Here is a 12,775-nt window from a genome sequence, read left to right on the forward strand (position 1 = left end):
CAAACCGCTGTCAACCGCCTCATCACCACCTTCGATCCAACCCGATCGAGCCACCGACAGAACCACTCGAACCGCCCTGTCAGCGCCGGCGCATTCTACTCGAATTCGCCGTCCGTGCAACCCTTATATTCCTCTAACCCTTTGTTTAACAATAGGTTTTCAGATCAGGCCGCGCCGGAAGTGGTGCGCATTATAGGCAACCTGATTCTCAGGTCAACGGTTATTTCAGGTTTATTGCGCTTTCAGCGTGATACGCGCAAACGCCTTCTTGCCGGCCTGGAAAACATGGGTCGCCCCCAGTTTGCAGACGAATGCACGGTCGACCACCTCGCCATCGACGCGCACGCCACCGGAACCCAGCAGGTCACGGGCAACCGCCGCGTTCTTCACCAGCCCTGCCTTATTAAGGAGGGCTGCAATCGGCATGTCCTCGGCAGAGGCAAGCTCGACCTCAGGCAGATCGTCCGGCAGCTCGCCGTCCTTCATGCGGTTACCGGCAGAACGGTGCGCGGAGGCAGCCGCTTCTTCACCGTGAAAACGCGCCACGATCTCTTCGGCCAGCTTGATCTTGATGTCACGCGGATTGGCGCCAGCCTGGACATCCTTCTTGAACTGCTCGATCTCCTCCATGGAGCGGAAACTGAGCAGTTCGAAGTAACGCCACATCAGGGCATCCGGCATCGACACCAGCTTGCTGTACATGACGCCGGGCGCTTCCTGGATACCTATGTAGTTACCCAGCGACTTGGACATCTTCTTGACGCCGTCCAGCCCCTCGAGCAAGGGCATGGTGACGACGCACTGCGAGGCCTGCCCATAGGCACGCTGCAATTCGCGCCCCATCAACAGGTTGAATTTCTGATCGGTGCCACCGAGCTCCACATCCGCACGCAACGCCACGGAGTCGTAGCCCTGCACCAGCGGGTAGAGGAACTCATGGATGGCGATCGGCTGATTGCCAGTGTAGCGTTTGTCGAAATCGTCGCGCTCGAGCATGCGCGCCACGGTGTACTGCGAAGCCAGGCGAATGAAGTCGGCCGGCGTCAGCTTGTCCATCCAGGTGGAGTTGAAAGCGACCTCGGTCCTGGCCGGGTCCAGAATCTTGAACACCTGGGTCTTGTAGGTCTCGGCGTTTTCCAGCACCTGCTCGCGGGTCAGCGGAGGCCGGGTGGCGCTCTTGCCGCTGGGGTCGCCGATCATGCCGGTGAAGTCACCGATCAGGAACACCACCTGATGCCCCAGCTCCTGGAACTGGCGCAGCTTATTAATGAGCACGGTGTGACCGAGGTGCAGATCCGGCGCGGTCGGGTCGAAGCCGGCCTTGATACGCAGCGGCTCACCGCGCTTGAGCTTGTCGATCAGCTCGGACTCAACCAAAACCTCTTCCGCACCGCGCTTGATCAGCGCCAGTTGCTCTTCAACCGACTTCATAAAAGGACTCACGACCACCGAAAGCAAAAGGGAACCAACCATACAAGATCGTGGACAAATGACAAGTTTTGCCCAACATAAGATGGCACTGGAACCAACGGTCACCTTCAGGGTTGCTTCAGGCTGGATTTGGTTATATTTTATACAGTTACTGCATATTCATCAGTATCTTCATCTTCAATAATTCCTTTTCATCTCTTCACTTTACAAAAGCAGCCCTATGACCTCGACAACTAAAGCGCCGCCTCTGTACCCCAAAACCCACATTCTCGCAGCGAGCGGCGTGGCCGCCCTGCTAAGCCTGGCCCTCCTGGTGTTCCCCTCACGCGAAGTAGAAGCAAAGAAGACCTATCTCAACCTGGACATGGACACGGGTGCCGAGCAGATCCAGCAGAATCTGCCCCCGCAACCGGAGCCCGCGGTAGAGGAACAGGATACTGCCGACTCGCCTTTCGCCCAGATAGAAGGCAACGCGGAGGACGGCATCAGCGCCGAACAGGAAAGTGCTCCGCAAGTCGCGGAACAGCCGCCAGTCGACCCCGGAAAGATGACCGTCAGCGTCGCCAATGGCGATACGTTGTCCACGGTGTTCAGCAAGGTCGGTCTCTCCGCCAACACGCTGCATGAAGTGCTCAACAGCAGCAAGGAGGCCAAGCAACTCAGCCGCCTCAAGGTCGGTCAGGAACTGCAGTTCCAGCTCACCGATGACGGCCAGCTGGAAAGCCTGCACAGCAAGCTCAGCGACCTGGAAAGCATCAGCCTGAGCAAAACCGAGCAGGGTTATGAGTTCAAGCGCGAACTGGTCAAGCCCGACGTGCGCGACGCCTACGCCCACGGCGTGATCAACAGCTCGCTGTTCGTCTCGGCCAAGCATGCCGGCCTGTCGCACAACCTGACCATGGATCTGGCCAATATCTTCGGCTACGACATCGACTTCGCCATGGACATTCGCCAGGGCGACGAATTCGAGGTCATCTACCAGGAGAAGGTGGTCAACGACAAATCCGTCGGCACCGGCAACATTCTTTCCGCGCGCTTCACCAACCGCGGCAAGACCTATACCGCCGTGCGCTACACCGACAAGCAGGGCAACGTCAGCTACTACGATGCCGACGGCAACAGCATGCGCAAAGCCTTCATCCGCACGCCGGTGGATTTCGCGCGCATCAGCTCGCGCTTCTCCAACGGCCGCAAGCACCCGATCCTGAACAAGATCCGCGCCCACAAGGGTGTGGACTATGCCGCTCCGCGCGGCACCCCGATCAAGGCGGCCGGCGACGGCAAGGTGATACTGGCCGGGCGCAAGGGTGGCTACGGCAATACCGTGGTGCTGCAACACGGCAGCCGCTACCGCACGCTCTACGCCCACATGCAGGGGTTCGCCAAAGGCGTGCGCACCGGCAGCAACGTCAAGCAAGGCCAGATCATCGGCTATATCGGCACCACGGGCCTGTCCACCGGCCCGCACCTGCACTACGAGTTCCAGGTCAATGGTACCCATGTGGATCCGCTGAGCCAGAAACTGCCCATGTCCGATCCGATCGCCCGTCAGGAAAAACAACGTTTCCTGCAGATGAGCAAGCCGCTGATGGCGCGCATGGATCAGGAAAAAGCCACCATGCTCGCGCTGAACAAGCGTTAAGCCGATGCTCTACCTTGGTGTGATGTCCGGCACCAGCCTCGATGGGCTGGACATCGCCCTCATCGAACAAGGCGAGCACACCAGGCTGCTCGCCCATCACTACCAAGCCCTCCCCGATTCGCTCCGCGCAAAGTTGCTGGCTCTCTGCAGCTCTGGCCCGGACGAACTCGCGCGGGCCGCCATCGCCGAGCAGCAATGGGCACAACTGGTCGCCGACGGCGTGCACAGCCTGTTGGCCGAACAGAATCTGCAGCCGCAAGCCATCCACGCCATCGGCAGCCACGGCCAGACGGTGCGCCATGAGCCAGCCCGTGGCTTCACCATCCAGATCGGCAACCCGGCGCTGCTGGCCGAACTCACCGGCATCTGCGTCGTGGCCGATTTCCGCCGCCGCGACGTCGCGGCCGGAGGCCAGGGCGCGCCCCTGGTGCCAGCCTTCCATGAAGCGCTGTTCGCCGCCCCCGGAAGCAAGCGGGCGATACTCAACGTAGGGGGATTCAGCAATCTCAGCCTGCTGGAAACGGGCAAGCCCGCCCGCGGCTTCGACTGTGGCCCGGGCAACGTGCTGATGGACGCCTGGATCCAGCGGGAGCGTGGCAAGCCCTATGACCGCGATGGCGCGTGGGCGGCCAGTGGCCAGCTATACCCGGCCCTGCTCCAGGCAATGCTGGGCGATCCGTTCTTCCAGACCAGTGGACCGAAAAGCACCGGCCGGGAGCTGTTCAATCCGGGCTGGCTGCAACAGCACCTGGGCACGCTGCCGGCTCTTGCGGCCGAAGACGTGCAGGCCACCCTCCTCGAATTGACCGCCTCGAGCATCGTCGGCGCCTTGCGCCAGGCCCAGCCTGACTGCGAAGAACTGCTGATCTGCGGCGGCGGCGCTCATAACAAAGCGCTGGTCAGGCGTCTGCAGGCGTTGCTGCCGCAGACGCTGGTCGACAGCACCGAGCGCTACGGCGTGCCTCCGGACTGGGTAGAGGCCATGGCCTTCGCCTGGCTGGCCCATTGCTGCCTGAACGGAATTCCCGCCAATCGCCCCGAGGTTACCGGCGCCAAGGGCCTGCGGGTACTCGGGGCGATCTACCCAGCCTGAGTGCACGGACAATGAAAAACGCCGCGCAGAGGCGCGGCGTTTCTTTTCGGCGAACCCCGCTCAGATCGAGAACGACGAGCCGCAACCACAGGTGGTGGTGGCATTCGGGTTCTTGATCACGAAGCGCGACCCTTCCAGACCTTCCTGGTAATCCACTTCGGCACCGGCCAGGTACTGGAAACTCATCGGGTCGACGACCAGGCTGACGCCTTCACGTTCGACGATGGTATCGTCATCGGCCACGTCTTCATCGAAGGTGAAGCCGTACTGGAATCCGGAACAGCCGCCCCCCGTGACGAACACACGCAGCTTGAGGCGCGGGTTGCCCTCTTCATCGACCAGGCTCTTCACCTTGCTCGCCGCACCCTGCGTGAATTGCAAAGCTGTGGGGGTGAAGGTTTCGACGCTCATGTTCTATCTCCCGGCGCCAGGCGCCATACTGCGTTGAGGCCCTGCATTATCCGCTTACCCTAGAAAAGCGGTCAACTATTGTGCAGGGTCGATGCTCTCGGGCAGCTCCAACGGTCGCCGCTGATCCTTGATCGGCCGCAGCCCGCCCTCTACCTGAGCGCCCATGGCCATTTCCATGAGAGCGTAGTAAAGGTTGCCCCGCACACGGGCACGGCTGCCCAGCTCCACGTGCTGACTGGCATAGACATCACCGATGATCTCGCCGTCGATGACAATATGGGGGGCGCGCACCTCACCTTCAACCAGCCCATCGACGCTGACGCGCACCAGGCCTTCTTCGGTGTGGATATCGCCCAGCACCCGGCCGTCGACCTGTACGGCCCCCTGAAACCCCAGATTCCCCCTGAACTCCGCCCCGGCCGCAATCAGACTGGTCTTGCCAGTGAAGCGCTGCAGGTCGGTCTTGCCCTTGCCTTTATTCCACATTGAAAACCGTCACTTTTAGTCGATCCATTTGAATACACGCTCAACCGGTTTTTCGCCCTCGACCTCGGCTCGCACACGCACCTGCTCGGGTTCGAACCCCCGGGGTAGCTGCAACTCGCCCAATCGACCACCCTCGGGAATCGCCTGGAAGTGCTTGAAGGCGAAGGCGATCGCCGCTTCGCTGGAGTCTTCGGGCAGGTCGCTGGTGAGCCGCGCCAACGGCAGGATCGCGGCCGCCTTGTCCTGACGCCCCTCCAGCAGCACCTGCAAACGCCCTTGCAGCGGCTTGTCATCCTTGCCGACCCGGCTCAACAGCAGTTTGTAGCGAAAACGCTGCGCCTGGTCGGTGCGCTGGAGTTCGAAGGTACGGATAAGCAGCCCTTCGCTACGGCTGTCCGGCGCCAGCACACCCTTGTAGAACGCCAGATCCTGCTGTTGCTTGAATATCTGCTCTTCCAGCAGCTTGATGGTCAACCGGCTCTGCTCGTTGGCCTGCTGAGCCAGCGTCGCGCCACTGCCGACCACCGCCAGACGCTGACGCAGCTCATCGAGTTCGCGCACCTGCTCGTCGAGTCGATCCTGCAGGGGCTGGATATCGCTCAGTTGCGCCTGGAGTTGCTTGCCCTGCCACCAGACGCCCAGGTAGAAGGCCGCCGGCGCCGCCATCAGCAGGAGCACCAGCATCACGCGAAGCCGTCGCTCCTGGGCGCGATTGCTGGGGCGAACTTCCCAGCCCGACATCAGTACGCAACAGCCACGCGAAACGAGCCCGGACAGGCGCCATGAGCGTGCCTGGGAGCATGACCGATTGCGCTGGAAAGCATCAGGCGCCTCATGGGAACTGGGGTAGGTGTCGAATCATAAAGCCGCATCCGCCTGCGGCCAACCGTCTTGATGACGAAAGGAGAAGCACGCCCTACTATCGACGCACCTAAAACTTCAGAGGTACCGGCATGCTCTACCCATGGATCAAAGCCCTGCATATCGTCGCCATGGTCTGCTGGTTCGCCGGACTGTTCTATCTTCCACGGCTGTTCGTCTATCACGTCATGAGCGAGGACGAGCCCAGCCGGGCACGCTTCTGCGTCATGGAGCGCAAGCTGTACCGCGGCATCATGACACCGGCCATGATCGCCACCCTGGCGCTGGGTATCTGGCTGCTGTTCATGGCGCCCGGCTGGCTGAGCCAGGGCTGGATGCACGCCAAGCTGACCCTGGTCGTGCTACTGGTCGGCTATCACCACGTCTGCGGGGCGATGCGCAAACGCTTGGCGCGGGGCGAGAACAACCGTGGCCATGTGTTCTATCGTTGGTTCAATGAAGTACCGGTGCTCATGCTGCTCGCCATCGTCGTGCTGGTGGTCGTCAAACCCTTCTGACCTCAATCAATCCTGCTCAGGTGCCGCCATGTCTCTGCCCGTCCTGCTGGAAAATCGCCTGCGACTGCCCCTGGTGGTGGCGCCCATGTTTCTGGTGTCCAACCCCCGGTTGGTCACGGCCTGCTGCAATGGCGGCGTGGTCGGCAGCTTCCCCGCGCTCAACCAACGCGACGGCAGCGGCTTCAGTGCCTGGCTGGATGAAATCGGCGACGGCCTGACGGCGGGCAGCGCCCCCTACGCCGTCAACCTCATCGTCCACGCCAGCAACCCGCGCCTGGAAAAGGATCTGGCGATCTGTGCGGCCCATCGCGTCCCCATCGTCATCACCAGCCTGGGCGCGGTGAAGGAGGTCGTGGATGCCGTGCACAGCTACGGCGGCCTGGTGTTGCATGACGTCACCACTCGCCGGCACGCGGAAAAAGCCGCTGAAGCGGGCGTCGACGGCCTGATCGCCGTGGCCGCCGGAGCGGGAGGGCATGCCGGCACCTGGAGCCCCTTCGCCCTGGTCGCGGAGATCCGCCAGTTCTTCGACAAGACCCTGCTGTTGGCCGGCTGCCTCAACCACGGCCATGAAATACTCGCGGCGCAACTGCTCGGCGCCGACCTGGCCTACATGGGCACGCGCTTTATCGCCACCCGTGAAAACGCTGCCGCCGCGGACTACAAGCAGATGATTCTCGAGGCCCACGCCGCCGATATCGTGCATACCCCGGCCGTGTCCGGCGTCCCGGCCAGCTTCATGCGCCAGAGCCTGGAGCGCGCCGGCTACGACATGCAACAACTGCGCAGCAAAAGCGCGCAGGACGGCGGCGAGAAACTGAAACCGCTGGATGACGAGGCCAAGGCCTGGAAGACCGTATGGTCAGCCGGCCAGGGGGTCGGCGGCATCGACGACCTGCCATCGGTGAGCGAACTGATCGAGCGCCTGGATGGCGAATATCGAGCCGCGCTGACGCGCGTACAGGCTCAGCGCTAACCTGCGAACGAGCACTCGGTTACGCGCAAAATTATCCGCCGACCACTTGTTCGCCCCCTGTCGGCGGGATAGGGTCTGTGCGAGAAAATCCCGCCCGCGCTGACAAGGATGCACGCATGACACCTCCTCGCTTCAAGATCGTGTTCGACGGGGCGCTGATGCCCGATGCGTCACTGGAGACGACCAAGGACAATCTGGCGCGCCTGTTCAAGAGCGACCGTACGCGCATCGAGACCCTGTTCGGCAGTGGCCCGATCGCCATCAAGCGCGACTTGCTCGAAGCCGAAGCCGATCAGTACCTCGCCGCCCTGCAGCGTGCCGGTGCCCGGGCCCGCAAGGAGCCCGACCTGGTGGCGGCCCTGAGCCTGGTGGAAACCGACGAGCAACTGGCCGCCAAGGCCCAGCCCGATGCTGTTCCGCAGCCCATGGTCTGCCCGAAATGCGGGCACCAGCAGGACAAGGCCGCCGAATGCTCGGCCTGCGGCGTGATCATCGACAAGTACCTGGCTCGCCAGGCGCTGCTGGGCGAAAGCGCAGCAGCGCAACCTGCCGCTCCGCCCCCCGTCAGCGCGGTCGAAACGCCCTACGCTCCGCCTCGCGCCAAGGTCGACGCCAGCCAGGACGAAGTCGGCCCGCTCAAGGTCCTGTCGTTCAATGGCCGCATCGGCCGCCTGCGCTACCTGGCCTGGTCACTGGTGCTGATGATCGCCTTCGTGATCCTCGGTGCCGTGCTCTCGGCGGTGGCCACGCTGTCCGAAACCCTCGGGGGCGCGCTGTTGTTCGTCGCCGTCGTCGGCATGCTGGTCGTCACCCTGCAGATCGGCGTACAACGCCTGCACGACATGGGCTGGAGCGGCTGGCTCTGGCTGCTCAACCTGGTGCCGATCGTCAACAGCGTGTTCTGGCTGCTGATGCTGGTGGTGCCCGGCACCCTGGGCGCCAACCGTTTCGGCCCGCAGCCGCCGGCGAACAGTCTGGCGGTCAACCTGCTCGCCGGCCTGTTTCTGCTGCTGATCATCGCCGGCCTGCTGGTACTGTTGCTCGGCGGCTTCGCCGCACTGGCGGTGTTCGGCCTGTTCTTCGAGCAGTTGGCGGATCTCGACACGCTGCGCTCCTAGGCTTTGGCCCCATAATGAGCAGAGCCCCCTGAGGAGATTCCATGTCCCGTTATGCCCTGATCACCGGAGCCTCCAGCGGTATCGGTCTGGCCTTGGCCGAAGCGCTGGCACGTCGCGGGCGTAACCTGATCCTGGTGGCGCGCCAGTGCGATGCCCTGGAAAGCATCGCCGTTGAACTGGCCCAGCGCTTTTCCGTGGAGGTGCTGTTCCGCGTCTGCGATTTGAGCGAGCCGCTGCAGGTATCCGGACTGCTGCACGAACTGGAGCAGAGTGGCCAGGTCATCGAGCTGCTGGTGAACAACGCCGGCCTCGGCAGCGCCGGCGCCTTCGTCGCCCAGGACTGGAGCCGCGAGCAGGAGCTGCTCGAGGTCAACGTGCTGGCCCTGGCGCGCCTGTGCCATGCCATCGGTACCGTGATGGCCGGCCGTGGCAGCGGCCAGATCCTCAACATCGCCTCGGTTGTCGCCTTCCAGCCCGGCCCCTGGATGAGCAACTACTATGCGAGCAAGGCCTATGTGCTGCATTTCTCCGAAGGCCTGCGCGAAGAGCTCAAGTCCTATGGGGTCAAGGTGTCGGTGCTGTGCCCGGGACCAACCCGCAGCGCGTTCTTCCGCAATGCGCGACTCGACGCCAGTACCCTGGAAGGCAGCAAGCAGATGCTGAGCGCCGAAGAGGTCGCCCTGGTCGCCGTGCGCGGCCTGGAGAAGAACCGCGCGATCATCGTGCCGGGCTGGCGCAATCGCCTGCTGACCCTGGCCCCGCGTTTCTTCCCGCGGTTTCTGCTGCGCAGGATTGCCGCACGGCTCAACCGGCGCTTCGCCCGCCAGTGAGCGACGCCCCGCTCAATTGGCGCTGACCGTGCGCCCGCGCGCCCATTCGCGCAGCTCGCCCAGTTGTTCGGCCATGATCACCGCCAGCGGTGCCGTGTTCTGGATGCCCCGCAGCAGCAACCCGTGGTCCACCGACTGCTGCTGCGCCTGCGCGGCATACAGGGCGCTGACCACCACCTGTTCGATTTCCGCGCCCGAGAACCCCTCGCTGGCCGCCGCCAGATCCTCGAGGTCGTACGCCGATACCTCCAGCTCGCGTCGCTCCAGGTGGATGCGGAAGATATCGGCACGCACAGCGGCATCCGGCAGGTCGACGAAGAACAGTTCGTCGAAGCGCCCCTTGCGCACCAGTTCCGGCGGCAGGCGCTCGATGACGTTGGCGGTCGCGACCATGAACACCGAGGACTTGCGCTCGGCCATCCAGGTCAGCAGCGTGCCCAGTACCCGCTGGCTGACCCCACCGTCCTGGTCGCCGCTGGCCAGGCCTTTCTCGATCTCGTCGACCCAGAGCACGCAGGGCGACATCTGCTCCGCGAGCTTCAGGGCATCACGCAGGTTACGCTCGGTTTCACCGAAGAACTTGTTGTACAGGCAGGCGAAGTCCAGGCGCAGCAGGGGCAGCCCCCACAAACCAGCCACGGCCTTGGCCGCCAGGCTCTTGCCAGCGCCTTGCACACCGACCAGCAACACGCCCTTGGGCATATCGACGCCGCGGGCGTCGAAGAAGATGCGCTGGCGCTCGCCCAGCCAGCGCTTCAGGTTGTTCAACCCGCCGACATCGGCGAAGCGCGCCGTGTCGTACTCGAAGCTGAGCACGCCATCCAGATCGAGCAACTCGAATTTGGCCTTGTTCAGCTCCGGCAGGTCTTCCTGGGTGATGGCGCCGTCGTCGCAGATCAGGTTGCGCGCCAGCACACGGGCCTCTGCATGGCTCAGGCCGCGCAGGTTCTTGACCACCTGCTGCAGGGTGCGGTTGTCGGTGCGCACCCGCCGGTTGCGATTGCGCTCGCTCCAGCGCGCCGCCTCCTCGCGCACGATCGCCAGCAGTTCATCCTCGCTGGGCAGCGCCAGGTTGAAACGCGCCGCATAACGCTGCACCTCCGGTGGCAGTTTGCAGGCATGGGAAACCAGCACCAGGGTCGGCGCATGGGCGCCATCGGCCATGGCGATTTCCTTGAGCAGGCGCACCAGCCGCGGGTTGTCGCTCAGGAAGGGATGCAGGTCGCACAGCACGTACAGGTTCGCCTGGGGATCGGCCTTGATCAGGCGCAGGGCCGCTTCCGGCTCCTGGCTGCCACTGTCGGCGAAGGTCTCGCCGGCGAACCCCAGGCGCTGCATACCCTCGGTCACCGACCAGGTGTACAACCCGAGGCCGCGGCGCACGGCCAGCCCCGTCAGGGTTTCCAGCACCCGTCGCTCATCCCAGGACTCGACCAGCAGCAACTTGACCTTGGAGTCGAGCACCAGGCCCAGGTCATGGATATCGTTCTTCACACCAACTCCTTATGGCTAATCGCCCGCACCATGCCGGGAAGCTGATCCTCGCCCCGGCCGCTCTGAGGCGCAAGGGCCTCACGCCAACGCGGTGATGGCGGCCACGTTTTGCCGGCCACCATGCGCAAAATGCCAGTCAGTTAAGCATTTGGCCCACAAAACGACGGTTTGTCCTGGCCCTGTGGGAGCCGCGACCCCGCGGCGATTGCTGGCCATCACACGCCTTGTGCGATGGCTACCATCGCATCGCGCTGAGGTCGACGCTCCTACACGGGCGGCTGTTTACCGCTCTTCGGTAGGTGCCCCTGCTCCTACAAGCACCTTATCTGATCGGCATTAACCCATGCGCGCAGGAAGCGAACAGCGCGTTTGCGGTAAACTGCAGGTCAATGTTCTCGCCGGAGGCGCCCCCGTGATGGCCAATAAACGCCACTATTCGCCCGTCGACCGCCTGTTGCTGCAGGCCGACATGGCCCTGCGCACCCTGCTGCCCTTCAGTGGCCAGCCCAGCCGTCCTTCGCCAGCCATCGTCCAGCCGGAGACCGTACTGGACGAGCAGCAAACCCGCCATATCGCCGGGCTGATGCGCATCAACCATACCGGCGAAGTCTGCGCCCAGGCGCTCTACCAGGGCCAGGCGCTGACCGCCAGACTGCCCGAGGTTCGCGCAGCCATGGAACATGCGGCGGACGAGGAAATCGATCACCTGGCCTGGTGCGAACAACGCATCCGCCAGCTGGGCAGCCATCCGAGCCTGCTCAACCCGCTGTTCTACGGGCTCTCGTTCGGTGTCGGCGCAGTGGCCGGGCTGGTCAGCGACAAGGTCAGCCTGGGCTTTGTCGCGGCGACCGAAGACCAGGTGGTCAAGCACCTGGACGAGCATCTGCAGCAAATTCCCGAAGAGGACGGCAAGTCACGGGCCATTCTCGAGCAGATGCGCAGCGATGAGCAGGAACATGCCAGCAGCGCCCTGGAGGCCGGAGGCGTGCGCTTTCCAGCCCCGATCAAATTCGGCATGACCCTGATGTCCAAGGTGATGACCAAGACGACTTATCGGCTTTGAGGCTGGAGGCTGGAGGCTGGAGGCTGGAGGCTGGAGGCTGGACAGGGTCGTGGCAGGCCCCGCCTCGGTCCAGCTCTTTCGCTCAGCCGTCCAGCCTGAAGCGCCGTCAATCGGCGCTCAGCTCGACGATCTCGTAGTCGTGGGTGATCTCGACGCCCGCACGGCCGAGCATGATCGAAGCCGAGCAATACTTCTCGGCCGACAGCTCCACCGCGCGTTTGACCTGGGCTTCCTTCAGCCCACGGCCCTTGATCACGAAGTGCAGGTGGATCCTGGTGAAGACCTTGGGATCTTCAGCGGCCCGCTCAGCCTCGAGAAAGGCTTCGCAGCTCTCGACCGCCTGTCGGGATTTTTTCAGGATGCTGACCACGTCGAAATTGCTGCAGCCACCCAGGCCGATCAGCAGCATTTCCATGGGCCGCACACCCAGGTTGCGCCCACCGTTCTCCGGCGGCCCATCCATCACCACCGCATGGCCACTGCCTGATTCGCCCAGGAACAGGGCTTCGCCGGCCCACTGAATGCGCGCTTTCATCGTTGCCGTCTCCTTGTGAAAGGCACGCAGCTTATCACAGCCCTCCTGGCCGCAATGGGGGGTACGGCAGCGCCAATAAGTTCCATAAATAAGTGCCGCATGGATCGCAAAAAAGACCCTTGCAATCCCACCTCTGTTAAGCTGGCGCCGAATAACTGGCACAATTGCGCAGCTATCGACAACAACAGTGTTGAATAATTATAAAAAAACGTAACTAGGGCGCCCCGACGGCATCGCATCGCACCACCCTCTTGTGCTGCCAGAAACAGGCAAGGCTTGCTCGTTCAGATAAGCGATGGACCTCCTCGCGCTGCATA

The 12,775-nt window shown here is 63.2% G+C and carries 13 protein-coding genes; 7 read left to right on the top strand and 6 right to left on the bottom strand.

The window, feature by feature from the left end:
- Positions 1-231: 231 nt before the first annotated feature.
- The gene (gene tyrS / locus DNK34_RS20510; RefSeq protein ID WP_131177159.1) at positions 232-1,431 is read right to left on the bottom strand and encodes a tyrosine--tRNA ligase; all 1,200 of its coding nucleotides are present in this window, start codon (positions 1,429-1,431) and stop codon (positions 232-234) included.
- Positions 1,432-1,651: 220 nt separating this feature from the next.
- On the opposite strand from tyrS, the gene DNK34_RS20515 reads away from it, so the two are divergent.
- Both DNK34_RS20515 and DNK34_RS20520 read left to right on the top strand, forming a co-directional pair.
- Positions 1,652-3,073, top strand: a complete 1,422-nt coding sequence (locus tag DNK34_RS20515; protein ID WP_131177158.1) for a peptidoglycan DD-metalloendopeptidase family protein — start codon at positions 1,652-1,654, stop codon at positions 3,071-3,073.
- Between the two features lie 4 nt (positions 3,074-3,077).
- Complete coding sequence (locus tag DNK34_RS20520; RefSeq protein WP_131177157.1) at positions 3,078-4,166, top strand: anhydro-N-acetylmuramic acid kinase; 1,089 nt, start codon at positions 3,078-3,080, stop codon at positions 4,164-4,166.
- A 60-nt stretch (positions 4,167-4,226) separates the two neighbouring features.
- Here the strand turns inward: DNK34_RS20520 and erpA are convergent, their stop codons facing one another.
- The 3 genes from erpA to DNK34_RS20535 all read right to left on the bottom strand — a co-directional run bounded on the left by erpA (position 4,227) and on the right by DNK34_RS20535 (position 5,747).
- Positions 4,227-4,577, bottom strand: coding sequence for an iron-sulfur cluster insertion protein ErpA (gene erpA, locus DNK34_RS20525; protein WP_025163181.1), 351 nt, complete (start codon positions 4,575-4,577; stop codon positions 4,227-4,229).
- A 75-nt stretch (positions 4,578-4,652) separates the two neighbouring features.
- Positions 4,653-5,063, bottom strand: coding sequence for a bactofilin family protein (locus DNK34_RS20530; protein WP_131177156.1), 411 nt, complete (start codon positions 5,061-5,063; stop codon positions 4,653-4,655).
- 15 nt (positions 5,064-5,078) lie between these two features.
- Positions 5,079-5,747, bottom strand: coding sequence for a DUF6776 family protein (locus DNK34_RS20535; protein ID WP_131177162.1), 669 nt, complete (start codon positions 5,745-5,747; stop codon positions 5,079-5,081).
- A 269-nt stretch (positions 5,748-6,016) separates the two neighbouring features.
- Here DNK34_RS20535 and hemJ point away from each other — a divergent pair, with 269 nt between their 5' ends.
- The 4 genes from hemJ (at position 6,017) to DNK34_RS20555 (ending at position 9,366) form a co-directional block, all read left to right on the top strand.
- Positions 6,017-6,442: a protoporphyrinogen oxidase HemJ gene (gene hemJ, locus DNK34_RS20540; RefSeq protein ID WP_131177155.1), complete on the top strand. Its 426-nt coding sequence runs from the start codon at positions 6,017-6,019 to the stop codon at positions 6,440-6,442.
- A gap of 28 nt (positions 6,443-6,470) precedes the next feature.
- The gene (locus DNK34_RS20545; protein WP_131177154.1) at positions 6,471-7,418 is read left to right on the top strand and encodes an NAD(P)H-dependent flavin oxidoreductase; all 948 of its coding nucleotides are present in this window, start codon (positions 6,471-6,473) and stop codon (positions 7,416-7,418) included.
- A 116-nt stretch (positions 7,419-7,534) separates the two neighbouring features.
- Positions 7,535-8,536 (top strand): DUF805 domain-containing protein, encoded by a 1,002-nt coding sequence (locus tag DNK34_RS20550; RefSeq protein WP_131177153.1) that lies wholly within the window; start codon positions 7,535-7,537, stop codon positions 8,534-8,536.
- Between the two features lie 41 nt (positions 8,537-8,577).
- The gene (locus tag DNK34_RS20555; protein WP_131177152.1) at positions 8,578-9,366 is read left to right on the top strand and encodes an SDR family NAD(P)-dependent oxidoreductase; all 789 of its coding nucleotides are present in this window, start codon (positions 8,578-8,580) and stop codon (positions 9,364-9,366) included.
- A 12-nt stretch (positions 9,367-9,378) separates the two neighbouring features.
- Here the strand turns inward: DNK34_RS20555 and DNK34_RS20560 are convergent, their stop codons facing one another.
- Entirely contained in the window at positions 9,379-10,860 is a 1,482-nt protein-coding gene (locus DNK34_RS20560) for an AAA family ATPase (RefSeq protein WP_131177151.1), read from the bottom strand.
- Between the two features lie 415 nt (positions 10,861-11,275).
- On the opposite strand from DNK34_RS20560, the gene coq7 reads away from it, so the two are divergent.
- Entirely contained in the window at positions 11,276-11,923 is a 648-nt protein-coding gene (gene coq7, locus DNK34_RS20565; protein ID WP_131177161.1) for a 2-polyprenyl-3-methyl-6-methoxy-1,4-benzoquinone monooxygenase, read from the top strand.
- Positions 11,924-12,029: 106 nt separating this feature from the next.
- Here the strand turns inward: coq7 and DNK34_RS20570 are convergent, their stop codons facing one another.
- Positions 12,030-12,458, bottom strand: a complete 429-nt coding sequence (locus DNK34_RS20570) for an OsmC family protein (RefSeq protein WP_131177150.1) — start codon at positions 12,456-12,458, stop codon at positions 12,030-12,032.
- Between the last annotated feature and the right edge of the window lie 317 nt (positions 12,459-12,775).

It is taken from the genome of Phytopseudomonas dryadis, assembly GCF_004327355.1.
GTDB lineage: Bacteria > Pseudomonadota > Gammaproteobacteria > Pseudomonadales > Pseudomonadaceae > Aquipseudomonas > Aquipseudomonas dryadis.

Coding starts and splice junctions, on each gene's coding strand:
- DNK34_RS20530 (WP_131177156.1), bottom strand. CDS start 5,063: ATGTGGAATAAAGGCAAGGGCAAGACCGACCTGCAGCGCTTCACTGGC.
- DNK34_RS20545 (WP_131177154.1), top strand. CDS start 6,471: ATGTCTCTGCCCGTCCTGCTGGAAAATCGCCTGCGACTGCCCCTGGTG.
- coq7 (WP_131177161.1), top strand. CDS start 11,276: ATGGCCAATAAACGCCACTATTCGCCCGTCGACCGCCTGTTGCTGCAG.
- DNK34_RS20555 (WP_131177152.1), top strand. CDS start 8,578: ATGTCCCGTTATGCCCTGATCACCGGAGCCTCCAGCGGTATCGGTCTG.
- DNK34_RS20535 (WP_131177162.1), bottom strand. CDS start 5,747: ATGCTGGTGCTCCTGCTGATGGCGGCGCCGGCGGCCTTCTACCTGGGC.
- DNK34_RS20570 (WP_131177150.1), bottom strand. CDS start 12,458: ATGAAAGCGCGCATTCAGTGGGCCGGCGAAGCCCTGTTCCTGGGCGAA.
- DNK34_RS20520 (WP_131177157.1), top strand. CDS start 3,078: ATGCTCTACCTTGGTGTGATGTCCGGCACCAGCCTCGATGGGCTGGAC.
- DNK34_RS20515 (WP_131177158.1), top strand. CDS start 1,652: ATGACCTCGACAACTAAAGCGCCGCCTCTGTACCCCAAAACCCACATT.
- tyrS (WP_131177159.1), bottom strand. CDS start 1,431: ATGAAGTCGGTTGAAGAGCAACTGGCGCTGATCAAGCGCGGTGCGGAA.
- hemJ (WP_131177155.1), top strand. CDS start 6,017: ATGCTCTACCCATGGATCAAAGCCCTGCATATCGTCGCCATGGTCTGC.
- DNK34_RS20550 (WP_131177153.1), top strand. CDS start 7,535: ATGACACCTCCTCGCTTCAAGATCGTGTTCGACGGGGCGCTGATGCCC.
- erpA (WP_025163181.1), bottom strand. CDS start 4,577: ATGAGCGTCGAAACCTTCACCCCCACAGCTTTGCAATTCACGCAGGGT.